The organism is Mycobacterium sp. IDUB_37 (assembly GCF_055419245.1).
The window spans coordinates 23,237-45,453 of sequence record NZ_JBVAXG010000005.1; the positions used below are offsets into that span (position 1 = coordinate 23,237).

A 22,217-nucleotide genomic window follows, 5' to 3' on the forward strand; every position below is an offset into this window, starting at 1 on the left:
TCGCCGCCATCAGGCAGGCCTGCGGCGATCGCAAGCGCGGCGGAAGCCGGGCGCAGCGGGTCGCCGCCATCAGGCAGGCCTGCGGCGATCGCAAGCGCGGCGGAAGCCGGGCGCAGCGGGTCGCCGCCATCAGGCAGGGTCCGCGAGCGGCCCCGCTCGGCCTATCTGCCGTTCGGTGGCGGCCGGCGCATCTGCATCGGACAGAGCTTCGCCCTGATGGAGATGGTGCTCATCGCGGCACTCATGACTCAGCGCTTCACTTTTGACCTCGCACCCGGCCATCCCATCGAACTCGAAGCAACGCTAACCCTGCGCCCCAAACACGGGGTGCATGTCATCGCAGAAGGACGTACATGACCATCGCACCCGACTACTCCGTCCTGATCGTGGGCGCCGGCTTCTCCGGTATCGGCGCCGCCATCAAACTCGACGAGGCGGGACTCACCGACTATCTGATAGTCGAGGCCGGTGACGGGGTCGGCGGAACCTGGTATTGGAACACCTATCCCGGTATCGCCGTGGACATTCCGTCGTTCTCCTACCAGTTCTCCTTCGAGCAGAGCCCGGACTGGTCGCGCACCTACGCACCCGGGCGCGAACTCAAGGCTTATGCGAATCACTGCGTCGACAAATACGGCATCCGGTCCCGAATTCGCTTCAACACCAAGGTGATTTCCGCTGAGTTCGACGACGAACTCTCATTGTGGCGGGTGCAGACCGAACCGGGCGGTGAGGTCACCGCGCGATTCATGATCAGTGCCAGCGGGGTGCTCACCGTCCCGAATCTGCCCGACATCGACGGCGTGGACTCCTTCGCCGGCACCACGATTCACACCGCGCGCTGGGACCACAGTCAGGACTTGACCGGCAAACGGGTGGCCATCATCGGCACCGGCGCCTCGGCCGTGCAGGTGATACCTGAGATCGCACCAATTGTCGCTCAGCTCACCGTGTTTCAGCGCACACCGATCTGGTGCTTTCCCAAATTCGACGTCCCGCTGCCGACGGCGGCCCGCTGGGCGATGCGCCTTCCCGGCGGCAAAGCGGTTCAGCGACTGCTCAGTCAAGCCTTCGTCGAGGTCACCTTCCCGATATCGGCCCAGTACTTCACCGTCATCCCGCTCGCCAAGAACATGGCGTCGGCCGGACGAAATTATCTGCGTCAGCAAGTCGAGGACCCGGAGGTGCGGGAGAAGCTCACCCCGCAGTACGCCGTGGGGTGCAAGCGGCCCGGCTTCCACAACACCTACCTGGGGACGTTCAACCGCGACAACGTCGAACTGGTCACCGAGCCCATCGACAAGGTCACCCCCGACTCGGTGGCCACCACCGACGGCACCAACTACGACATCGACGTGTTGATCCTGGCCACCGGCTTCAAGGTGATGGACACCGACAACGTCCCCACCTTTGCGGTCACCGGAAGCGGCGGCCGACTGTTGAGCCGCTTCTGGGACGAGAATCGACTGCAGGCCTACGAGGGTGTGAGCGTTCCGGGCTTCCCGAACATGTTCACGGTATTCGGCCCGTACGGCTACGTCGGGTCATCGTATTTCGCACTCATCGAGACGCAGACCCACCACATCGTGCGCTGCCTCAAGCGGGCGCGGCGCAACGATGCGACTCGCATCGAGGTGAGCGAGGAGGCCAACGACCGGTATTTCGCCGAGATGATGCGCAAGCGCCACCGGCAGATCTTTTGGCAGGACAGCTGCCGACTGGCCAACAGCTACTACTTCGACAAGAACGGCGACGTTCCGCTGCGCCCGACCACGACCGTCGAAGCCTATTGGCGTAGTAGGCGTTTCGATCTCGACGATTACCGGTTCAGCGCCTGAAGCCGGCTCCGTCGCCATTAGGCTCGGAGCGTGGCCAAGATTTTCTCGGAGATAGACGCCTCATTGCGGGAGTTCATCGCAGAACAAGCGATGTTCTTCGTGGCGACCGCGCCGTCTGAGGGCGGACGAGTCAACCTCTCCCCCAAGGGATACGTCGATACCTTCGCGGTACTGGACGACCACACCGTCGCCTATCTCGACCTGTTCGGCAGCGGGGTGGAGACTATCGCTCACCTGCGCGACAACGGTCGCATCACCCTGATGTTCTGTTCGTTCACCCGCAACTCACGCATCCTACGACTGTTCGGCACCGGACGGGTCGTCCGTCCGGACGAGGAAGAATTCGCGCGCGTGCAAACTCACTTCACAAAGGCGCATCCCGGGGTACGCGCAGCCATCGTCGTCGACGTCGAACGAATCGCGGACGCCTGCGGGTTTGCGGTGCCCTACTACGAGCTGGTCGGCGAGCGGCCAGTGCTCGACGACATTCAAGGCAAACGACCACCCGAGGCCTATTCCCAGGCAGTCGGCCGCAATCGCCAGAGCATCGACGGGCTGGTCGGGCTCGACCCCGACCACCCGCCACCGCCGCGCTAGACCGCGCGCCTGAGGTCGTCGACCTTGTCCAGCTGCTCCCACGGCAGCTCGATGTCGGTGCGGCCGAAGTGCCCGTAGGCAGCTGTCGGCGCGTAGATCGGGCGCAACAGGTCCAGGTCACGGATGATCGCACCCGGACGCAGGTCGAAGACCTCGGGCACGATCTTCTCGATCTTGACCGGGTCGACCGTCGCGGTACCGAACGTCTCGATGAACAGGCCGACCGGAGCGGCTTTGCCGATGGCGTAGGCCACCTGTACCTCGACCCGCTCGGCCAGGCCGGCGGCGACGATGTTCTTCGCCACCCAGCGCATCGCGTACGCCGCCGAACGGTCCACCTTGGACGGATCCTTGCCGGAGAAGGCACCGCCACCGTGACGGGCCCAGCCGCCGTACGTGTCGACGATGATCTTGCGGCCGGTCAGCCCGGCGTCGCCCATCGGGCCACCCAGGACGAATTTGCCGGTCGGGTTGACCAGCACCCGGGTCGCGGACGCGTCCAGGGTCTCGTGCGCCAACTCGGCGAGAACTGTCTGCAGCACGTGCTGGCGGATGTCGGGGTCGAGAGTGTTCTCCAGGTCGATCCCGTCGGCGTGCTGGGTCGAGACGACCACAGTGTCCAGCCGAACCGGGACGTTGTCCTCGTATTCGATGGTGACCTGGGTCTTGCCGTCCGGCCGGAGGTAGGGCAGCGTCCCGTTCTTGCGGACCTCGGTCAGCTTCCGCGACAGCCGGTGGGCCAGCGCGATGGGCAGCGGCATCAACTCCGGGGTGTCGCTGATCGCATAGCCGAACATCAGGCCCTGGTCGCCGGCGCCCTGGGAGTCCAGCGGGTCCGCCGCGCCCTCGACGCGGGCCTCGTGGGCCGTGTCGACGCCTTGGGCGATGTCCGGCGACTGAGCGCCGATGCCGATGTTGACCCCGCAGGAAGCGCCGTCGAAGCCCTTGTCCGACGAGTCGTAGCCGATGTCGAGGATCCGCGCGCGGACGGTGTTGGTGATGTCGGCGAACGCCTCCTTGGCCGAGGTCGTGACCTCACCCACCACGTGCACCTGCCCGGTGGTCACCAGCGTCTCAACCGCCACGCGGGAGCGCGGGTCGTCCGCCAGCAGCGCGTCGAGCACCGAGTCACTGATCGCGTCACAGATCTTGTCCGGATGCCCCTCGGTCACCGACTCGCTGGTAAACAGCCGACCGTTCTCGCTCACTCTTATGTCCTCTCCGTACCCTAAACGTTAGTTAGGCGAATTATTTGTTGCCTTTTAGCAAACCGGACCGACCCGGCTGTCTGCAAGTTCACGGGAGTTCCCGACGGGCTACGCTGCCCGGCCACACGTTATCGGAAGTCCTATCCCGAATCCCCGTGAATGAACGTGGCAATCGCATCAACGATACGACTCGCCATCAGAGTCTTGGATCCATGCTGCAATGCCGACTCGGTTCCGTCGGCCGACAGCAACCAGCCGTCATTGCTGTCCACCTCGAACGCTTTGCCCTCACCGACCGCGTTCACAACCAGCAGATCGCAGCCTTTGCGCCGCAATTTTGCCCGGGCGTGGAAGAGGACGTCCCCGTTGGCGTCGCCGGTCTCGGCGGCGAATCCGACGATCGCCTTCATGTTGGGCAGCTGACCGTGCGCCCGGGACTGCACAGCGCCGGCCAGCACATCGTCGTTGCGCAGCAGTTCGATCGTCGGCGGCCCGTCAGCAGTCTTTTTGATCTTGGCGGTGGCAACCTGCGTAGGGCGGAAATCCGCCACCGCGGCAGCCATCACAAGCACGTTCGCTTCCGCGGCATGCTTGGAGACCGCGTCGCCGAGTTGTTCGGCTGAGCTGACATGAACCACGTTGACTCCGGCGGGATCGATCAGACCCGCGGTGTGCCCGGCGATCAACGTGACCTCAGCGCCGCGCTGCGCCGCGACGCGGGCGACCGCGTAGCCCTGCTTCCCGGAACTGCGGTTTCCGATGAAGCGCACCGGATCGATCGCCTCACGGGTGCCGCCGGCGGTGATCAGGACCTTGCAGCCGGCCAGGTCGTACGGCAACGCGTCCTGGCGCTCCAACAGCAGCTTGGCCAGGGTGGTGATCTCTTCTGCCTCTGGCAGTCGGCCGGCGCCGCTGTCGGTGCCGGTCAGCCTTCCGGATGCGGGCTCGAGCACCACCGCGCCGCGCGAGCGCAGAGTGTTGACGTTGTCGACGGTGGCGGGGTGCAACCACATCTCGGTGTGCATGGCCGGTGCGAACATCACCGGACATCGCGCGGTGAGCAGGGTGGCGGTCAGCAGGTCGTCGGCGCGACCGGCCACGGCCCGCGCCAGCAGGTCTGCGCTGGCCGGAGCGACCACAACCAGGTCGGCATGCTGGCCGAGTCGGACGTGCGGTACCTCGGGAACGTCCTGGAAGACCCCGGTCCGCACCGGCTCACCGGACAACGCCTCAAAGGTGGCGGCGCCGATGAAGCGCAGTGCGGATTCGGTGGGAATGACTCGGACGCGGTGGCCGGCCTCCGCGAGCTGACGGACAACGGTGCAGGCCTTGTAGGCCGCGATACCGCCGGAAACGCCGACGATGATCCGCTTGCTGCGCTCGGTGCCCATGGCGCCCGGCCTGTCCGCTACTCGCCCTCGGTGTGTTCGAGCAGGTCGGAGTGGATCTCACGCATCGCGATCGACAGCGGCTTCTCCTGCAGGCCAGGCTCGACCAGCGGGCCGACGTACTCGAGGATGCCCTCGCCGAGTTGGTTGTAGTAGTCGTTGATCTGCCGGGCCCGCTTGGCCGCGTAGATCACCAGCGCGTACTTGCTCGAGACGCGGTCCAGCAACTCGTCGATGGGCGGGTTGGTGATGCCCAGTGGGGTGTCATACGCACCGGCGACCCCGGCCGAGGAATCGAACTGATCCACGGCGGTGACGGAGGCTAACGACGTGTCGGACTGCGGAATGCTCACGTAAACAATCTCCTGGCGGTTAGAAAATTCTGTAGATTCTGGGCAATTCCGGCTGACGCATGCTGGTCTTCAGTCAGGGCCAGGGACAGTTCCCACCAGCAAGGATACCAATTCGGCGCACGCAGACTCTAATCGACTGTTCACCACCACTACGTCGAAGTCGCCTTGAGCTGCTAATTCGGTGCGCGCGGTGTCCAATCGGCGGCGGATGACATCGGGAGTTTCGGTGCCCCGGCCGACCAGTCTGGCCTCGAGATCCGCCCAGCTGGGCGGGGCCAGAAATACGCTGAGAGCTTCGGGCATGGCCTCTTTGACCGCCCGCGCACCGGCGAGATCGACCTCGATGAGGACCGGCAGACCGGCTTCGGTGGCGGCCCGTACCGGCTGGGCCAGGGTGCCCGATCGTTGCAGGCCACCGTGGATTTCAGCCCATTCCAGCAGGGCGCCCTGGTCGATGAGTTCCTGAAAGCGGGCCGAGCTGACGAAGTGGTAGTCCACTCCGTCGATCTCGCCCGGCCGCGGTGCCCGCGTAGTGGCCGAGACGCTGAAATGCAGGTCCGGGATCTGCTCACGCAGGCAACGGACGACTGTCGATTTGCCGACCGCAGAGGGACCGGACAGCACGACTATTCTTCCTACAGGCGTCGTTCCGTCCGGTCCCCCGCGGGCGCTCACTTGCGCTCCTGGGTCGGTTCCCGCGCAGGCTGGTCAGCCTGCATCGACTGGTTAGGAGCCGAACTTTTCGAGCAGGGCCTTGCGCTGACGGTCGCCGAGGCCACGCAGGCGACGGGTCGGCGCGATCTCGAGCTCGGTCATGATTTCCTGCGCCTTGACCTTGCCCACCTTCGGCAACGCCTCGAGCAGGGCAGACACTTTCATCTTGCCAAGGACTTCGTCGCTCTCGGCGTCCTTGAGCACCTGGGTGAGGTTGGTGCCGCCGCGCTTGAGCCGGTCCTTGAGCTCTGCTCGTGCTCGACGTGCGGCAGCAGCCTTCTCCAACGCGGCCGCGCGCTGCTCGTCGGTCAACTGGGGAAGAGCCACGATTCCTCCGTCTCTCATCGATAAAAATCGATCTTCATTTGTCTCGGCCGGGTACTCCAGCCAGCGCAGACGACCGTACCCACGCTTCCTGACGAAATCTAACCCGACCCCCGGTTACGTCGTCATTTGCCCTGGTTGGGTCCCAGTCGGACGCGCCGGGGACCGCTGTGCATCGGTTCGAGGAGCAACCTCCCCGGTAGTCCGACAGGCGGGCGCCAACACCCTGCACAGTTGTGGCTCTTGACCTTGATAACCCCGCCTACCTGCGGTTTTAGTGACCCAAGGGGAGGCGCAGTGGCGAAGAAAGAGCACTCCGGACCACGCTGACAGCATCCACCGCACGTCAGAGTGCCGCGGATCACGCTTTTAGGTTGCGCGTCGCGCGTGTCGCGACGCAGCTAGCTCGCGTTGAGGTAAGCGACAGCGTCCAACATGCGGGCGGCCGCGTCACGCACATCGGGCACTGCAGGCCCGGCACGCAGCACCTCGCGTGACACCGCCGGCAGCAACTGGGCCGACGCGGCCCCTCCCAGGCCGGCCAGGGCCCCGGGACGCCCGCCTTGGGCCCCGACGCCGGGAACCAGGACCGGACCGCCCAGAACGCCCAGATCGGGCGGCTCGAGGACGGTTGCGCCGACGACCACACCGACGGACCCGGGCAGCGAACCCGCCCCCTGGTTGAAGGCCGCAACGTGGTCCACGATCAGCTGGGCGACCGTGCGGCCGCCGGCGTCGGCACGCTGCACCGTCGCCCCCTCGGGGTTGGACGTCGCCGCCAGGACGAAGACCCCCCGATCGTGCGCCGCGGCGACCTCCAGCAGGGGCAGCAACGACCCGAACCCCAGATAGGGCGAAGCCGTCACGGCATCGGAAGCCAGTGGCGAGTCGCCGGCCCAGGCGGCCGCATAGGCGGCCATCGTCGACCCGATATCGCCGCGCTTGGCGTCGGCTAGCACCAGGACACCGTTGTCGCGCAGGGCGGCGATGGTGCGCTCCAGCACCGCCAGGCCGGCGGAGCCGTACGCCTCGAAAAACGCGACCTGAGGTTTGACCACAGCAAACTCGGCGTAGGCCTCGACGCAGATGTCACAGAACGCGGCCAGCCCGCTGGGAGTGGTCGGCAGATCCCACGCCCGCAGCAGTTCAGGATGCGGATCGATACCCAGACACAACGGCCCGCGCCGGGTCCTGGCATCGGCCAGGCGCGCTCCGAAACTGGTTCTGGGACTAGTCATGATGTCTGGTGTCGAGTGCGCGGTGCAGTTCCTGCAGCGACTGCACCCCGATGTCACCGCGGATCCCCGCCTCGATGCCCTGCACCGCGGCCGAGGCACCCTGCACCGTCGTGATGCAGGGGATGTTGACGGCCACCGCCACCGACCGGATCTCGTAGCCGTCGATGCGCGGACCCGAGTTGCCGTAGGGCGTATTGATCACCATGTCGACCTCACCGGCCCGGATCGCGTCGACCGCGGACAAGACGGGCCGGCCCTCCTGGGCAGCCTCGAAATGCTTGCGCACCTCATCACATGGAATTCCGTTGCGCCGCAACATCTCTGCCGTTCCCTCGGTGGCAAGGATCTTGAAACCGAGATCGGCCAGACGCTTGACCGGGAACACCAGTGAGCGCTTGTCCCGGTTGGCAACCGATACAAACACGGTGCCCTGGGCGGGCAACGAGCCGTAAGCGGCGGTCTGACTCTTGGCGAAGGCGCTGCCGAAATCACGGTCGATGCCCATCACCTCGCCGGTGGACTTCATCTCCGGGCCGAGCAACGAGTCGATGGCCGCTCCGTCGGCACGGCGGAACCGATGGAAGGGCAACACGGCTTCCTTGACCGCGATCGGGGCGTGCGGCGCTGCGTTGGCGCCGTCCCCGGATTCCGCGAGCATGCCCTCCGCGCGCAGCTGAGAGATCTTGGCGCCCAGCATGATCCGGGCACACGCCTTGGCCAGCGGGATCGCGGTGGCCTTCGACACAAAAGGAACGGTGCGGCTCGCTCTGGGGTTGGCCTCCAGCACGTAGAGCACATCGTCTTTCAGGGCATATTGCACGTTGAGCAGTCCCACCACGCCGATGCCATGTGCGATGGCCTCGGTCGCCGTGCGGACCTTCTCGATGTCGCTGCGCCCCAACGTCACCGGCGGCAGTGCGCACGCCGAGTCACCGGAGTGGATTCCGGCCTCCTCGATGTGCTCCATCACCCCGCCGATGTACACCTCGGTGCCGTCACACAGTGCGTCGACGTCGATCTCGACCGCATCCTCGAGGAAGCGGTCGACGAGCACGGGATGTTCAGGCGACAGTTCGGTGGCGCGGGTGATGTAGCCCTTGAGGGTCTCCTCGTCGTAGACGATCTCCATGCCGCGCCCGCCCAGCACGTAGGACGGCCGCACCAGCACCGGGTAGCCGATGTCGGCGGCGATTCGGCGGGCCTGCGCGAACGTGGTGGCGGTGCCCCATTTGGGTGCCGGCAGGCCCGCGGCGGTGAGCACATCGCCGAACGCGCCGCGATCCTCGGCCAGGTCGATGGCCTCCGGCGGCGTGCCGACGATCGGAACCCCGGCGTCGGCCAGTCGCTGCGCCAGCCCGAGCGGGGTCTGCCCGCCGAGTTGCACGATGACACCGGCGACTCCGGCGCCGCCGGTGCCGGACTGTTCCTCGGCGTGGAACACCTCGAGAACGTCCTCGAATGTCAGTGGCTCGAAGTACAGCCGGTCGGCGGTGTCGTAGTCCGTCGACACGGTCTCCGGGTTGCAGTTGACCATGACGGTCTCAAAACCCGCCTGCGACAGCGTGGTTGCGGCGTGCACACAGCTGTAGTCGAACTCGATGCCCTGCCCGATCCGGTTGGGCCCCGAGCCCAGGATCAGCACCTTGGGCCGCTCGGTCTGCGGGGCGACCTCAGTTTCGGCCGCCGGATCGAGCTCATAGCTGCTGTAGTGGTACGGCGTCTTCGCCTCGAACTCGGCGGCGCAGGTGTCGACCGTCTTGTACACCGGGTGAATGTCGAGGCGCTCCCGCAGCGACCGCACGCCATTCTCACCGGCCAGTTCGGGCCGCAGCGACGCTATCTGGCGGTCGGAGAGACCGCAGTGTTTGGCGTGCCGCAGCAGATCCGCGTCGAGTACCGGTGCGTCGACGAGTTCGGCGCGCAGTGCCACCAGTTCGTCGATTTGCGCGACGAACCACGGGTCGACGCCACTGGCCTTGGCCACCCGCTCCACCGACCCGCCCTGGCGCAGCGCCAACTCGATGTCGTAGAGCCGACCCTCCGTCGGCGTCTCCAACCGGGTCAGTACATCATCGAGGGTGCCGGCCGGATCCGGTCCGGTCCAGAACCCGGCCCGGGTGGTTTCCAGTGACCGCATCACCTTGCCGAGTGCCTCGACGAAGTTGCGGCCCAACGACATTGCTTCGCCGACGGATTTCATCGTGGTGGTCAGCGTGGGGTCGGCGCCCGGGAACTTCTCAAAAGCGAAGCGGGGCGCCTTGACCACGACGTAGTCGAGGGTGGGTTCGAAACAGGCCGGTGTTTCCTTGGTGATGTCGTTGACGATCTCGTCGAGGGTGTAGCCGATCGCCAGCTTGGCGGCGATCTTGGCGATCGGGAAGCCGGTGGCCTTGGACGCCAGCGCGCTGGACCGCGACACCCGCGGGTTCATCTCGATGACGATCAAACGGCCGTCTTTGGGGTCGATCGCGAACTGGATGTTGCAACCCCCGGTGTCCACGCCGACCTCGCGCAGGATCGCGATGCCGAGATCGCGCATCTTCTGATATTCCCGGTCGGTCAATGTCATTGCGGGCGCGACGGTCACCGAGTCCCCGGTGTGCACGCCCATCGGGTCGAAGTTCTCGATCGAGCACACCACCACCACGTTGTCGCGGCCGTCGCGCATCAGCTCGAGTTCGAATTCCTTCCAGCCGTAGATCGACTCCTCGATCAGGACGTTGGCGCTGGGGCTTGCGGCCAGCCCGGCGCCGGCCATCCGGTCGACCTCGTCGATGGATTTCGCCATCCCAGATCCCAGCCCGCCCATGGTGAAGCTGGGCCGCACGACGACCGGCAGACCGAGCTCCTCGACCGTGTCGCGGACCTCGTCCATGGTGAAACACACCCTGCTGCGGGCGGATTCGCCGCCCACCTTCGCGACGATGTCCTTGAACTTCTGCCGATCCTCACCGCGCTGGATGGCGTCGAAGTCGGCGCCGATGAGTTCGATGTCGTAGCGCTCCAGGGCACCGTTCTCATAGAGCGCGACCGCGGTGTTGAGTGCGGTCTGCCCACCCAGGGTGGCCAGCAGGGCGTCGATCTTGTTGCCACGCTCGGCCTGCTGAGCGATCACCTTTTCGACGTAGGCCGCGGTGATGGGTTCGACGTAGGTGTGGTCGGCGTATTCGGGGTCGGTCATGATGGTGGCCGGGTTCGAGTTGACCAGGCTGACCTGCAGCCCCTCGGCCCGCAACACCCGGCATGCTTGAGTGCCGGAATAGTCGAACTCGCAGGCCTGTCCGATGACGATGGGCCCGGATCCGATTACCAGCACATGATTGAGGTCTGTCCGCCGCGGCACTAGCGGTTCCCTTCCATCAGTTCGACGAATTGGTCGAAGAGGTATTCAGCATCGTGTGGGCCGGCAGCGGCTTCGGGGTGGTACTGCACCGAAAACGCACGCCCATCAGCGAGTCTGACGCCCTCGACCACTCCGTCGTTGGCGCAGGTGTGGCTGACCGACGCGGTGCCGAACGGCGTGTCGAAGGACTGGCCCGCCTCGCCTTCGAGCGCGAAGCCATGGTTTTGCGCGGTCACCGCGACCCTGCCGGTGGCGTGGTCGATGACGGGGATGTTGATGCCGCGGTGGCCGAACACCATCTTGTAGGTCGACAGGCCTAGCGCGCGGCCGAGGATCTGGTTGCCGAAGCAGATGCCGAACAGCGGAATCCCGGCTGCCAGCACCTCCCGGGTGAGCGCAACGGTGTGGTCGGCGGTGGCCGGGTCGCCCGGGCCGTTGGACAAGAACACACCGTCGGGTTTGATGTCGGCGATCTGGTCGAAGGTTGCCGATGAGGGCAGCACGTGGCTGCGAATCCCGCGCTGTGCGAAGTTGCGTGGCGTGTTCGTCTTGATGCCGAGGTCGAGCGCAACCACGGTGAAGCGTTGCGCAGCATCGGGTTCGACGATGTAGGTCTCGGGGGTGCTGACCTCGCCGGCCAGGTCGGCGCCCAGCATGGGCTGCTGGTCTCGAACCCGCTCGATCAACACCTCCGGGTCGGCGAGCGCCGCACCGGAGAAAACGCCCGCCTTCATCGAGCCGCGACTGCGCAAGTGGCGCACCAACGCCCGGGTGTCGATTCCCGCGATCCCGACGACGCGCTGGCGCACCAACTCTTCCTCGAGTGTGCAGGTGGAGCGCCAATTGGAGGCACGCGGCGAGGGATCACGCACCGCGTAGCCGGCCACCCAGATCTTGTCGCCGCGGCTCTCGGCGTCCTCACCGTTCCAACCGGTGTTGCCGATCTGCGGGGCGGTGGCCACCACGATCTGCCGGTGATAGCTGGGATCGGTCAGCGTCTCCTGGTATCCGGACATGCCGGTGCTGAACACCGCCTCCCCCAGCGTCTGACCGATCGCTCCGAAGGTCGTGCCGGTGAAGACACGGCCGTCCTCGAGCACCAGTAGCGCTTTACTCACTTGAGCGGTTCCTCCTCTAACCAGTTCACGTATTCATCACGGTTGTTCGCCCGGAACCCGGTGTCGATCTCGGTGCCCGACGGCAGCCGCCACCGGATCGCCAGGAGCCCGTTACGGGCCCCGACCTTGCCGGCGACGCCGCGTTCGCTGCGGATCGCGATGATGGAGTCCTGCGGAATCCAAATCGGTTGAGCACGAATGCGTTCCAACAGGATGCCGTCCGGGTAGCGGAACAGCACCGCCTTACTGCGATAACCCAGATCGCCGACGGCCACCCGGTCGTTCCAGGCCGGTGACAATGTGGTGCCGACGTACAACCCGCGAGTGGTGACCGATGCGGTGGCCAACTCGTCGGGCAACGGCGGGAGGTCGCCGATCAGATCAACCTGGCGCTCGGCGCGGCGGCGCCAGCCGCGCATCATCAGCTGGATCACCACCGCGAGCAACACCACCAGAACCGCCGCGAAGATCAGCGATCCCACCAGCGTGCCTGAATTCATGCGGGACTCTTCCCGTCACGGGCCGTGACCTTGCCGCGCAGCAACGTCGCGGTTACGGTGGCCGGCAGCGTCATCGACTCGTACGGCGTGTTGGCCGACCGACTGGCCAACTCGTCCCCGGTCACCGTCCAGGTGGCGTCGGGGTCGACGACGGTCAGATTGGCCGGCTCACCTACCTCCAGCGGGCGGCCCTGATCGGGTAGTCCTACGATGCGCGCCGGGTTCTCGCTCATCACGCGGGCGACGTCACGCCAATTCAGCAGGCCTGGCTGCACCATCGTCTGCACCACCACCGACAGCGCGGTCTGTAGCCCGAGCATGCCCGGACGCGCAGCCGAGAACTCGACACACTTCTCGTGCTCGGCGTGCGGGGCGTGATCGGTGGCCACGCAGTCGATGATCCCGTCAGCGAGCGCTTGACGCAGGGCGACCGCGTCGGAGGCTTCCCGCAGGGGCGGGTTCACCCGATTTTGACCGTTGTAGCTGGCCAGCCTGCTGTCGTCGAGCAGCAGGTGGTGCGGTGTCACCTCTGCAGTGATCGAAATGCCTTGCCCTTTAGCCCATTTGACGATTTCGACGGTGCCCGCGGTCGATGCGTGGCAGATGTGTACCCGGGCACCGGCGTCACGGGCCAGCAGGGCGTCGCGCGCGACGATGGATTCCTCGGCGGCCCTGGGCCATCCAGCGAGTCCCAACCGCGCGGCCGCGGGGCCTTCGTGCGCGACGGCGCCGACGGTCAGCCTGGGCTCTTCGGCGTGCTGGGCGATCAGCACCCCGAGGCCGGTCGCGTATTCGAGGGCCCGACGCATCACCAGCGGGTCCTGCACGCAGATGCCGTCGTCGGAGAACATCCGCACTCCGGCGACGCCGGCGTTCATCATGCCCATCTCGGTCAGCTCGGTCCCGGCCAAACCGACGGTGACCGCACCGACGGGATGGACATCGACCAGGCCGACCTGCTGGCCACGGTGCCAGACGTGGTCGGTGACCACCGGACTGTCGGCGACCGGGTTGGTGTTGGCCATCGCGAACACGGCTGTGTAGCCACCGAGAGCCGCTGCCGCGGAACCGGTTTCGATGTCTTCGGCGTATTCCCGGCCGGGCTCGCGCAGGTGTGTGTGCAGGTCGACGAAGCCGGGCAGCAGGATGTGGCCGGTGGCGTCGATGACGTCGGCGGTGTCCGGGATCTCTGGTGCGCCGATCTCGGCGATCTGACCGTCCTCAACAAGCACGTCGACGCGTTCACCCTCGCCGTACAGCCGAACACCGCGAAGCAGCACGCTCATGCGGCACCTTCCTTTCCGGCCGTCTCGGTACCTACCAGGACATGGAACAGCACCGCCATCCGAACATGCACACCGTTCGAAACCTGTTGCAGCACAGCGGATTGTGGTGAGTCTGCCACCGACGACGAGATTTCCATGCCGCGCAGCATCGGGCCCGGGTGCAGCACGACCGCGTGGTCGGGCAGCAGCGCCTGGCGCCGGGCCGACAAGCCGTAGAGCGTCGAGTACTCGCGCACCGACGGGAAGAAACCGCCGTTCATTCGCTCCGCCTGGACCCTCAGCATCAAAACACCGTCGGCGGCTGGTAATTCGGCGTCGAAATCATTGGACACCGTGACCGGCCAGCCCTCGACGCCGCGCGGCAGCAGCGTGGGTGGTGCCACCAGCACCACCTCGGCACCCAGCGTGTGCAGCAGCATCACGTTGGACCGGGCGACCCGGCTGTGCAGGATGTCGCCGACGATCACGATCCGGCGACCGTCGATCGCGCCGAGTCGCTGCCGGATGGTCAACGCGTCGAGCAGCGCCTGGGTGGGGTGTTCGTGGGTGCCGTCGCCGGCGTTGATCACCGACGGGCCTCCGTCTTGTGCCCCGGCAGTCCAGTCAGCGAGAAGGTGCGCGGCGCCGGAAGCCGGGTGCCGGATGATCAGCGCATCGGCGCCGGCCGCCCGCAGGGTGAATGCGGTGTCCCGCAGCGACTCCCCCTTGCTGACCGAGGATCCGGACGAGCTGACGTTGATCACGTCGGCACTCATCCACTTGCCGGCCACCTCGAACGACACCCGGGTGCGCGTTGAGTTCTCGTAGAACATGGTGACCACCGTGCGACCGCGCAGCGTCGGCAGCTTCTTGATCTCGCGACCCACCAAGGCCTGGGCGAACCGGTCGGCGTCGTCGAGGATCGCGGTGGCCGCGTCGCGGGTCAGGTCACCGGCGGCCAACAAATGTCTGGGTGTCATCGGGTAATCACCACACCGTCTTTGCCGTCGTCTTCACTGAGTTGCACGTGCACGCTCTCGCTGCGGGAGGTGGGCACGTTCTTGCCGACATAGTCGGCGCGTATCGGCAGTTCCCGGTGGCCACGATCGACGAGCACGGCCAACTGGACCGCCCGCGGGCGCCCGACGTCGCGCAGGGCGTCCAGGGCGGAACGGGTTGAGCGCCCGGAGTACAGCACGTCATCGACGAGGATCACCAGGGCATCCTCGATACCGCCAGTCGGGATCGACGTGGCTTCCAGTGGCCGCGGCGGTTTACTCCGCAGGTCGTCCCGGTACAGGGTGATGTCGAGCGAACCGTAGCCGACGTCGACGCCGCTGTACTCCGCGATGTTGGCGGCCAGACGCCTGGCCAGCGTCACCCCACGAGTTGGGATGCCCAGCAGAACCACACGTGGTGATTCGGGGTTATCCAGCGCTGTCTTTTCGATGATCTGATGCGCCATGCGGGAAATGGTGCGCCCGACGTCGCGCGCTGACATCAGTTCACGAGGCTCCTGCGCTTCTGGGTCGCCACGACCAACAGACGCATCCTGTGCAGCACCCATGCGAGATCCTGACCTCCTTCTCCGCCTCTCCGGACGGATCGTTAAAGGATGTCGACTGTGCGGAGGCAGCGTAGCATCGTGCGCCGCGACGACGAAATGACAGCTCGCGTTGATAAATTCAGAAGATCTGCGCCCCTGCTAGACAACAAGTTTGATCGGTGGCGATCGTGAACCGGCAGCACCGACTGGCTATCCGCCGGGCAGTCCGGTGGCGCGGGCCGCGTGTCGCGCCGGTTCGGCGTCCAGTGGAACCGGCCCGGACCGCCCATCCTGGCCAGTCTGCGCGCCATCGGGCTCGGCCACACCGGTGCGGTCGGCGTCTTCGAGTGGCTGGCGGCCGGTGCCGGAGGGCAACGGCTGTGACCGACCCGCCGCCTGAGCGACCGGCCCGGGTAGCTGCGCCGACGGCGCCGAGAGAGCAGCCAGCTGCGATAACGTAGGCGCAGAACCAGCCATCGTCAAGGGCGACTCCGCCTGCGCTGTGGCCAACCCCGGAGTGCCGCGACCGGAAGAGTCTGGCGAAGCGCCGCTGGCCCCCGAACCGCCGACCGCGCTCGAAGCACCTGCGGGCCCGGTCACACCGGCAACACTCGTCGACTCGGGTCCAAAACCCGACACCGCCGGTACCACACGAGTGACCGGGCCGACCGGCGGCATCGCGCTCTGATATTTGCTGGCCAGCTCGTTGGCCCGCCGCGCGTTGTCGCGCGATGCGTCGACCACCTTGGAGAGGATGCCCACCGCGACAGAGATCCCCAGCCCGGCCACCACCCTGTCAAACCACCTGGCCAGTGGCGGCCCACCCGGCGGCGGCGACACCATGATGATCGCCTCCAAGGCCAGCGCTAGCCCCAGCAGTGTCAAGTCGGCACCGACAACCAACTGCGCGTGATCGACCCACTCAGCTTGATCCTCCACCAGCCTCGCCATCGACAAATCCGCGCCCACCATCGACGCGGCTCGCTCCTGCTGTTCGGTATTGCGCTGGTTGTAGGCGCGCGCAGCAGTACCCTGCCAGTCCGCACCCGCCAACGCAGCCTCCAACGGCTCGGCAACCGCGTTGAACTTATCCGCACCAGCCCGCACAGCACTGCCATCACACGGCGTCCCGAACCCAGTCAGCAACTCCATAGACTCCACGAACGTCATCGCAATACCTATAGCGGTACCCAGGCCTCGCTGCTTCATATCTCCGTAGCGGTCGGCATCTGCTCGAGCCTTCTCCGCATTCGTCTTAGCCTGAGCTGCTCTCTTCAATTCGCTTTCGGCCAGTCTCTCGCGTTCAACCAAATCCTGCGTTGCGTCACGAAACATTTGCTTATACTGCTCTGGCTCACGCTGCTTAAATGCATCCAAGGCATGCCCAGTCGCGAGTTCACCGATCCCCATATTCTTAGCCTGAATCGCGAGAAATATATGGCGTTCGGTGGCGGCCTCCGGATGCTCAATGAGGTTTTTGAGAAAAAATCGGTGGACGTCTGTTTCATCGGCAACGTTCTTCGCACGCAACGCAAGTCTGTCCGCCGTCGATGACGCGCTGTCGCCCAATTTCGATATGTAGTTTTGAAAACTATTCGCCCCGAGGCCCCCCAGGATCCCGCCACCACTGCCAATCATGTTCAACGCACCGGCAGCGGTGTGCTCGGCATTCGGACCGGTGCCCGTGAAGCCAGTCATGTCCAGGGTCATGCCCCCCGCACTTCCACCGAGTCCGACCAAGCCTGAGATGACCATCGCCATATCGGAGAAAATCGACATCGAACTTCCTTAAACGTTGCTTTTGGGGGTATCTATAACGATCAACCTATGGTAGCAGCGGCCGGACCTAGGGTGCCGCACATAAATCGAGCGCTGCCCTCACATGCTCGCCAGAGGTAGAGAAAAAGATCGATCTGCCAGGAGACAGGGTGACTTTCACCACAGCGACCGGCGGGCACTAGCTTGCGCAGCCATCCGGTTCGTGGAGAAAACGGCGATAAAGATGTCATTGCAACCCGACAGGTGGATGCACAAGAAAAATTCTGCCCGTCGGCAATGTGGGTTAAGACAATTCGCACTGGAAGTAGCGATTTAAAGCGCGATTAGCTTTCCTTGGCGTCATTCGCAAACGCCCTGCAGAAATGAGTAGTCCGAACCGATGTCCGCGCGTATTTCTAGGAGCAAAGTTGCCCGTTGATCCGGCAATTCACCGGTGGCGAGTAGGCACCGGTCAGCACGCCCCGCATGCCGCCGGTGGCCGAAGCGCCCGGTGGACTCGAGACTCGTGCGTTTCCGGGTCCATGCGAGATCTAGACCTCCTTCTCCGCCTCTCTGGACGGGTCGTAAAGGATGTCGGCTGCGGGGCAGCGTTGCACGAGCTCGCGGTAGGTACAGGTGACGCACGGCGGCCCCGGTCGTTTCGCCGCCGCTACCGCCTAGTTAGGTTGCGCAGCAATACTTTTGGTCACATTGGTCACATTCGTCACATCCGCCTCCGTCGGGCAGGCCCACCCACACCACTCACCAAACCCATGCGGGCTACCTACGTAACCCATATACCAAGATGGATTTATGAGTGACACGTCCAGCACGCCGGCCCGTCCCCTGATCGGGTTCATCACTCGCGACAACCCGCCGCAGATCACGCCGGCGCCGATCAACCGGGCGTGGATGTCAAAGATGTCGGAAACCCGGAAGGGCTGGCCCAACCGGTGTTTGCCGATGCGCATCGCAAACCAGAGTGGCTGGGTGGTGCTGAACCAATGCGCGTTCACAGCTACCTGGTTCGGCGAGGAGACCGGCGTGGACGTAGTGATCCAACCGGACAAGCGCGGCAGCGAGCAGTTCCTGCCGCTGAGTCACTTTGGCTACGGCACCCTGACCTGGAATCTGCCGCTGCTGTTTCGCACGCCGCCGGGCTACAACCTGTTGGTCCGCGGACCGGCGAACTATCCGAAGGACGGCGTGTGCCCGTTGGAGGGCATCGTCGAAACCGACTGGACAAGTGCGAGTTTCAGCATGAGCTGGAAACTCACGCGCAAACACACACCGGTGCGATTCGAGGTCGACGAGCCGATCTGCATGATAGTCCCGCAGCGCCGCGCCGAACTCGAGGAGTTCGTCCCCGAACTCAGGCGCATCGGCTCCGACGAAGATCTGCAGCGCGCACATCAGACTTTTTTGAGCTCACGGGACGCCGCAAAACAGATGGAACAGGCGACCAGGGTTGCCGTCGGAGAGCCGGTGGATTGGCAATCGGACTACACGCGCGGCAGACACATCGGCGGCCAGCCAGGGGCACTGGATCACCAGACTCGCCGTGAGTTACGTTCGTTTGTGCAGCCAGATGAGAACCGGCCCCCCCGCTCGATCGATTTCGACGCCCTCTATCGCGGCGAAAGCCCGGGTCCGGGCCTTCCCGCGGTAGAGACGCCGCCGTGGGACACCAAGGCGCCCAAGGAAAGTGTCATCTCCTGGCTCGCTGCCGGTTGGGTGCACGGTGACGTGCTGGACGTCGGCTGCGGGCTCGGCGACAACGCGATCTATCTGGCCAGGAATGGCTACGACGTGACCGGCCTGGACATCTCGCCCACCGCGCTGCGCACCGCCGGGCAACGGGCCCAGGACGCCGGCGTCAACGTCACGTTCATGAGGGGCGACTCCACCAAACTCGAAGGTCTTGCCGACGCCTTCGACACCGTCGTCGACAGTGGCATGTTCCATTGCCTCGACGACGACGACAAGCGCAGCTACGCCGCTGTGGCGTACCGTGCCGCCCGGCCGGGCGCCACCCTGTTGATGAGCTGCTTCTCCGATGCGCTTCCGCCGGACGCAGACCGGCCCCGACCGGCGGTACCCGAGCGGACGCTGCGCGACGTGCTGGGCGGCGCGGGCTGGGACCTCATCTCGCTCGAGCCGGTCCAGCTACACCGCGACATGGACGGCAACAAGGTGGAAATGGCGTTCTGGTACGTACGCGCACAGCGCCGCTGAGCGTCAGTTGCTGATGACGTCTCCGTCAAACCCGGGCAACCCGGGAAGACCGCCGCTTCCGCCAGTCCCCGGTGCTCCACCGGAGCCGGCGGCGCCACTAGGCACATTTGCTGTGATCGCAAACCCGCCGTCGCCGCCGTCACCGCCGTTGGTCAAGTCGGCCGAGCTGTTGCCGCCGTGGCCTCCGTCGCCGCCAATCGTGACTCCGGTTCCGGTGTTCATCGCGTCGCCACCGTTGCCGCCGTTCCCGCCGGTGATGCCATCGGCGCCGGCCCCGCCGACACCCGCCGTGGCGGTACTCGTTGAGGAAGCGGCGACGGTGGCGGATTCGGGCGTGAAGAAGGCGTTGCCGCCGTTCCCGCCGCTACCACCGGTACCGGTGGTGCCGCCGCTGATCCCCGCGGCGCCTGCACTGGCTGTGGCGTTTCCGGTGCCGAAGTTGTAGGCATCGCCGCCATTTCCACCGTTGCCGCCGCCGGCGGCGCCGGTGCCGCCGATCCCGGCGGTGCCGCCATAGGCGTTTCCGGGGCCGTCGTTGGCCCCGTAGCCGGCGTTGCCGCCTGCGCCGCCGAAGCCCGTGGTGCCGTTGCCGCCATTGCCGCCGGCACCGCCGATGGCGTCAGCGTTGGTGGTGACGACGCCGTAGTTGTACACGTCGTTCAACCCGTTACCGCCGGCTCCGCCCGCGCCACCGTTGTACCCGTCGCCGCCGTGACCGCCGGCGCCGCCGACCGGCGCCAGGTTGGAGGTGCTGTCGACGATCTGCCCAATGCCGCCGGCGCCACCGTCCCCGCCATTGCCCGTGGTGCCGGTGCCTCCGTTGCCGCCGACGCCGGGGGTGATGTTTCCCGTTCCGAAGGTGCTCGCCATACCGCCGGTTCCCCCGGCCCCGCCGGTGGCGCCGGTGGCTCCGGCGCCGCCGTTGCCCGCGATGGCGTAGGCCGACGACGCGCTGTTCTGGATACCCGACTCACCGCCGGTGCCGCCGGCCCCGCCGATTCCGGTGGCAGTCGAGGCGGCGGTGCCGTCGGCGCCGTTGGCGGCGATGGCGTTTCCGGTTCCCCAGTTGATTGCCTCACCGCCGGTGCCGCCGCCACCGCCGCCGATGGCCCCGGTACCGCCGTAGCCGGCGGCGCCACCGAGGGCGTCTCCGGTTCCGTGAGCCTGTGACGAGCCGCCGGTGCCGCCGGTCCCGCCGGTCCCGGTGCCGCCATCGCCGCCGGCCCCGCCGGCGCCGCCGTGGGCGTTTCCGGCGCCGAAGGTCTCCGCGCTGCCGCCGGTGCCGCCGGTCCCGCCGATGCCTTCGGTGGTCCCGGGGCCGACGGCGCCGCCGGCACCACCGACGCCGCCGGTCGCGACACCAGTCGCGGAGTTGCTGTCCACCACGGCGTAGCCGCCGTGGCCACCGGCGCCCCCGATGAGCCCGGCCCCGCCGTTGCCGCCGGCGCCGCCGACGGCGTTTCCGGTTGCCGGGTTGTCTGCCAAACCGCCGTCGCCGCCGATACCGCCGGTGCCGTTGATCGCAGCCCCGCCGTCGCCTCCGGTGCCGCCGGCCAGCACACCCTCACCCCCATAGCCCCCGTGACCACCGATGCCGCCGTAACCGCCAGTGCCTCCGGCCCCGGCGTCGCCACCGTTGCCGGTGTAACCGACGCCGGTCCCGCCATCGCCACCGTGCCCGCCTTGGGTGCCGGGGACCGTGGCGTTGAAACCGGCCCCGCCGGCACCGCCGTCACCGCCGGTGCTCGCGTAGCTCCCGTTCGCGCCGTGGGCGCCGGGGGTCACATCGAACCCGTCGCTCCCACCGAGACCCGGGTCGCCCGAGTAGCCGCCATCCCCGCCTGTCCCGCCGTTGACCGCGGGGCCGCTGGGGGCGATGCCGGCAGCACCCGCCCCGCCGGTCCCACCGGCCCCGGCGTCGCCGCCGTTGCCACCAGCGCCGGCTTGACCACCGAACAACGAACCCATTCCACCAGTTCCGCCAAAACCGCCACGGCCACCGTCGCCCGCGTCGCCGCCGTTGCCGTTACCGGTGACGTAGGAGCCCGCCCCGCCAGTTCCGCCGATGCCGCCCGCGCCCCCGGCCCCGCCGGCCCCGCCATTGCCCTGCCACAACCCGCCGCTGCCGCCGGCCCCACCCGTACCACCGGTTCCCCCAGTTGAACCCACACCGCCGGCGACGCCGGTCGCTCCAGTGACACCCACACCGCCTGCCCCGCCGTTGCCGCCGTTGCCGAATAACCCGGCGGATCCGCCGGCACCACCGTTCTGCCCGGGGGCACCCGACCCACCGTTGCCCCCGTTGCCCCACAAGATCCCGCCCGCTCCACCGGCCTGACCGGTGCCCGCCGATGCGTTGGCTCCGTCACCGATCAATGGGCGCCCCATCAGCAGATTGGTAGGCGTGTTGATCACGCCGAGCACGTCTTGCTGGAGCGTCTGCAACGGCGAGGCATTGGCCGCCTCGGCGGTCGAGTAGGAAATTCCGGCCCCGCTCAGCGCCTGGACGAAGCTGGCCTGGTAAGCCGATACCTGCGCGCTCACCGACTGAAATTCCTGACCGTGGCTGGAGAACAGCGCCGCGATGGCCGCCGACACCTCGTCACCGGCGGCCGCGGCCACACTCGTAGTCGTCTGTGCCGCAGCGGAATTCGCCGCATCCACAATTGAGCCGACATTCTGCACCGCCGCCGAGGCCTCAGCCAACGACTCCGAACTTGCCACCACAAAAGACATTGCCGCCTCGCTCCCCACCGCCCGACGCGGCGTAACCCCCTGGGGGCGAAGCTAAT

General features: G+C 66.5%; 18 protein-coding genes and 1 pseudogene. 5 read left to right on the top strand and 14 right to left on the bottom strand.

Translation table 11 applies throughout. The features are described 5' to 3' along the window. The 3 genes from ACZY1I_RS17810 to ACZY1I_RS17820 all read left to right on the top strand — a co-directional run. On the top strand, positions 1–357 hold a 357-nt coding region (locus ACZY1I_RS17810), incomplete at its 5' end, for a cytochrome P450 (RefSeq protein ID WP_463755793.1). A gap of 2 nt (positions 358–359) precedes the next feature. After that, positions 360–1,838, top strand: a complete 1,479-nt coding sequence (locus ACZY1I_RS17815; RefSeq protein WP_463756279.1) for a flavin-containing monooxygenase — start codon at positions 360–362, stop codon at positions 1,836–1,838. 30 nt (positions 1,839–1,868) lie between these two features. After that, on the top strand, positions 1,869–2,435 hold the full coding sequence (locus ACZY1I_RS17820) for a pyridoxamine 5'-phosphate oxidase family protein (protein WP_463755794.1): 567 nt from the start codon (positions 1,869–1,871) through the stop codon (positions 2,433–2,435). On the opposite strand, the gene metK is transcribed toward ACZY1I_RS17820, so the two are convergent. The 13 genes from metK to ACZY1I_RS17885 form a co-directional block, all read right to left on the bottom strand. Then, entirely contained in the window at positions 2,432–3,643 is a 1,212-nt protein-coding gene (gene metK, locus ACZY1I_RS17825) for a methionine adenosyltransferase (RefSeq protein ID WP_463755795.1), read from the bottom strand. The genes ACZY1I_RS17820 and metK overlap by 4 nt on opposite strands. 140 nt (positions 3,644–3,783) lie before the next feature. Continuing rightward, on the bottom strand, positions 3,784–5,034 hold the full coding sequence (gene coaBC, locus ACZY1I_RS17830; protein ID WP_463755796.1) for a bifunctional phosphopantothenoylcysteine decarboxylase/phosphopantothenate--cysteine ligase CoaBC: 1,251 nt from the start codon (positions 5,032–5,034) through the stop codon (positions 3,784–3,786). Between the two features lie 17 nt (positions 5,035–5,051). Then, on the bottom strand, positions 5,052–5,384 hold the full coding sequence (gene rpoZ / locus ACZY1I_RS17835; RefSeq protein WP_463755797.1) for a DNA-directed RNA polymerase subunit omega: 333 nt from the start codon (positions 5,382–5,384) through the stop codon (positions 5,052–5,054). A 69-nt stretch (positions 5,385–5,453) separates the two neighbouring features. Beyond that, positions 5,454–6,059, bottom strand: a complete 606-nt coding sequence (gene gmk / locus ACZY1I_RS17840) for a guanylate kinase (protein WP_463755798.1) — start codon at positions 6,057–6,059, stop codon at positions 5,454–5,456. A gap of 51 nt (positions 6,060–6,110) precedes the next feature. Then, positions 6,111–6,425 (bottom strand): integration host factor, actinobacterial type, encoded by a 315-nt coding sequence (mihF, locus tag ACZY1I_RS17845; protein ID WP_036355303.1) that lies wholly within the window; start codon positions 6,423–6,425, stop codon positions 6,111–6,113. Positions 6,426–6,823: 398 nt separating this feature from the next. Beyond that, the gene (pyrF, locus tag ACZY1I_RS17850; protein ID WP_463755799.1) at positions 6,824–7,660 is read right to left on the bottom strand and encodes an orotidine-5'-phosphate decarboxylase; all 837 of its coding nucleotides are present in this window, start codon (positions 7,658–7,660) and stop codon (positions 6,824–6,826) included. Continuing rightward, complete coding sequence (gene carB, locus ACZY1I_RS17855; RefSeq protein ID WP_463755800.1) at positions 7,653–11,003, bottom strand: carbamoyl-phosphate synthase large subunit; 3,351 nt, start codon at positions 11,001–11,003, stop codon at positions 7,653–7,655. Before carB ends, pyrF begins: the two co-directional genes overlap by 8 nt. Continuing rightward, positions 11,003–12,121: a glutamine-hydrolyzing carbamoyl-phosphate synthase small subunit gene (carA, locus tag ACZY1I_RS17860; protein WP_463755801.1), complete on the bottom strand. Its 1,119-nt coding sequence runs from the start codon at positions 12,119–12,121 to the stop codon at positions 11,003–11,005. Before carA ends, carB begins: the two co-directional genes overlap by 1 nt. Further along, on the bottom strand, positions 12,118–12,621 hold the full coding sequence (locus ACZY1I_RS17865) for a PH-like domain-containing protein (RefSeq protein ID WP_463755802.1): 504 nt from the start codon (positions 12,619–12,621) through the stop codon (positions 12,118–12,120). The genes carA and ACZY1I_RS17865 overlap by 4 nt, the downstream gene beginning before the upstream one ends. After that, a complete protein-coding gene (locus tag ACZY1I_RS17870; RefSeq protein WP_463755803.1) occupies positions 12,618–13,907 on the bottom strand; it encodes a dihydroorotase in 1,290 nt (429 codons plus the stop codon). Before ACZY1I_RS17870 ends, ACZY1I_RS17865 begins: the two co-directional genes overlap by 4 nt. Further along, positions 13,904–14,866, bottom strand: a complete 963-nt coding sequence (locus tag ACZY1I_RS17875; protein ID WP_463755804.1) for an aspartate carbamoyltransferase catalytic subunit — start codon at positions 14,864–14,866, stop codon at positions 13,904–13,906. The genes ACZY1I_RS17870 and ACZY1I_RS17875 overlap by 4 nt, the downstream gene beginning before the upstream one ends. Next, positions 14,863–15,453, bottom strand: coding sequence for a bifunctional pyr operon transcriptional regulator/uracil phosphoribosyltransferase PyrR (pyrR, locus tag ACZY1I_RS17880; protein ID WP_463755805.1), 591 nt, complete (start codon positions 15,451–15,453; stop codon positions 14,863–14,865). The genes ACZY1I_RS17875 and pyrR overlap by 4 nt, the downstream gene beginning before the upstream one ends. Before the next feature lie 189 nt (positions 15,454–15,642). Then, positions 15,643–17,211 (bottom strand): EspA/EspE family type VII secretion system effector, encoded by a 1,569-nt coding sequence (locus tag ACZY1I_RS17885; protein WP_463755806.1) that lies wholly within the window; start codon positions 17,209–17,211, stop codon positions 15,643–15,645. Positions 17,212–18,003: 792 nt separating this feature from the next. On the opposite strand from ACZY1I_RS17885, the pseudogene ACZY1I_RS17890 reads away from it, so the two are divergent. Together ACZY1I_RS17890 and ACZY1I_RS17895 are read left to right on the top strand one after the other, a co-directional pair. After that, positions 18,004–18,795 (top strand): annotated as a pseudogene (locus ACZY1I_RS17890) (DUF6065 family protein); the annotation flags it as partial. A gap of 6 nt (positions 18,796–18,801) precedes the next feature. Beyond that, positions 18,802–19,425, top strand: coding sequence for a class I SAM-dependent methyltransferase (locus ACZY1I_RS17895; protein ID WP_463756280.1), 624 nt, complete (start codon positions 18,802–18,804; stop codon positions 19,423–19,425). Positions 19,426–19,428: 3 nt separating this feature from the next. Here ACZY1I_RS17895 and ACZY1I_RS17900 read toward each other — a convergent pair whose 3' ends face one another. Next, the gene (locus tag ACZY1I_RS17900; RefSeq protein ID WP_463755807.1) at positions 19,429–22,161 is read right to left on the bottom strand and encodes a PE family protein; all 2,733 of its coding nucleotides are present in this window, start codon (positions 22,159–22,161) and stop codon (positions 19,429–19,431) included. Positions 22,162–22,217 lie beyond the last annotated feature (56 nt).

What these genes read in the sequence shown, in the direction of transcription:
- ACZY1I_RS17870 (WP_463755803.1), bottom strand. Translation starts at nt 13,907, where the DNA reads ATGAGCGTGCTGCTTCGCGGTGTTCGGCTGTACGGCGAGGGTGAACGC.
- pyrF (WP_463755799.1), bottom strand. Translation starts at nt 7,660, where the DNA reads ATGACTAGTCCCAGAACCAGTTTCGGAGCGCGCCTGGCCGATGCCAGG.
- ACZY1I_RS17875 (WP_463755804.1), bottom strand. Translation starts at nt 14,866, where the DNA reads ATGACACCCAGACATTTGTTGGCCGCCGGTGACCTGACCCGCGACGCG.
- ACZY1I_RS17900 (WP_463755807.1), bottom strand. Translation starts at nt 22,161, where the DNA reads ATGTCTTTTGTGGTGGCAAGTTCGGAGTCGTTGGCTGAGGCCTCGGCG.
- pyrR (WP_463755805.1), bottom strand. Translation starts at nt 15,453, where the DNA reads ATGGGTGCTGCACAGGATGCGTCTGTTGGTCGTGGCGACCCAGAAGCG.
- ACZY1I_RS17865 (WP_463755802.1), bottom strand. Translation starts at nt 12,621, where the DNA reads ATGAATTCAGGCACGCTGGTGGGATCGCTGATCTTCGCGGCGGTTCTG.
- ACZY1I_RS17885 (WP_463755806.1), bottom strand. Translation starts at nt 17,211, where the DNA reads ATGTCGATTTTCTCCGATATGGCGATGGTCATCTCAGGCTTGGTCGGA.
- coaBC (WP_463755796.1), bottom strand. Translation starts at nt 5,034, where the DNA reads ATGGGCACCGAGCGCAGCAAGCGGATCATCGTCGGCGTTTCCGGCGGT.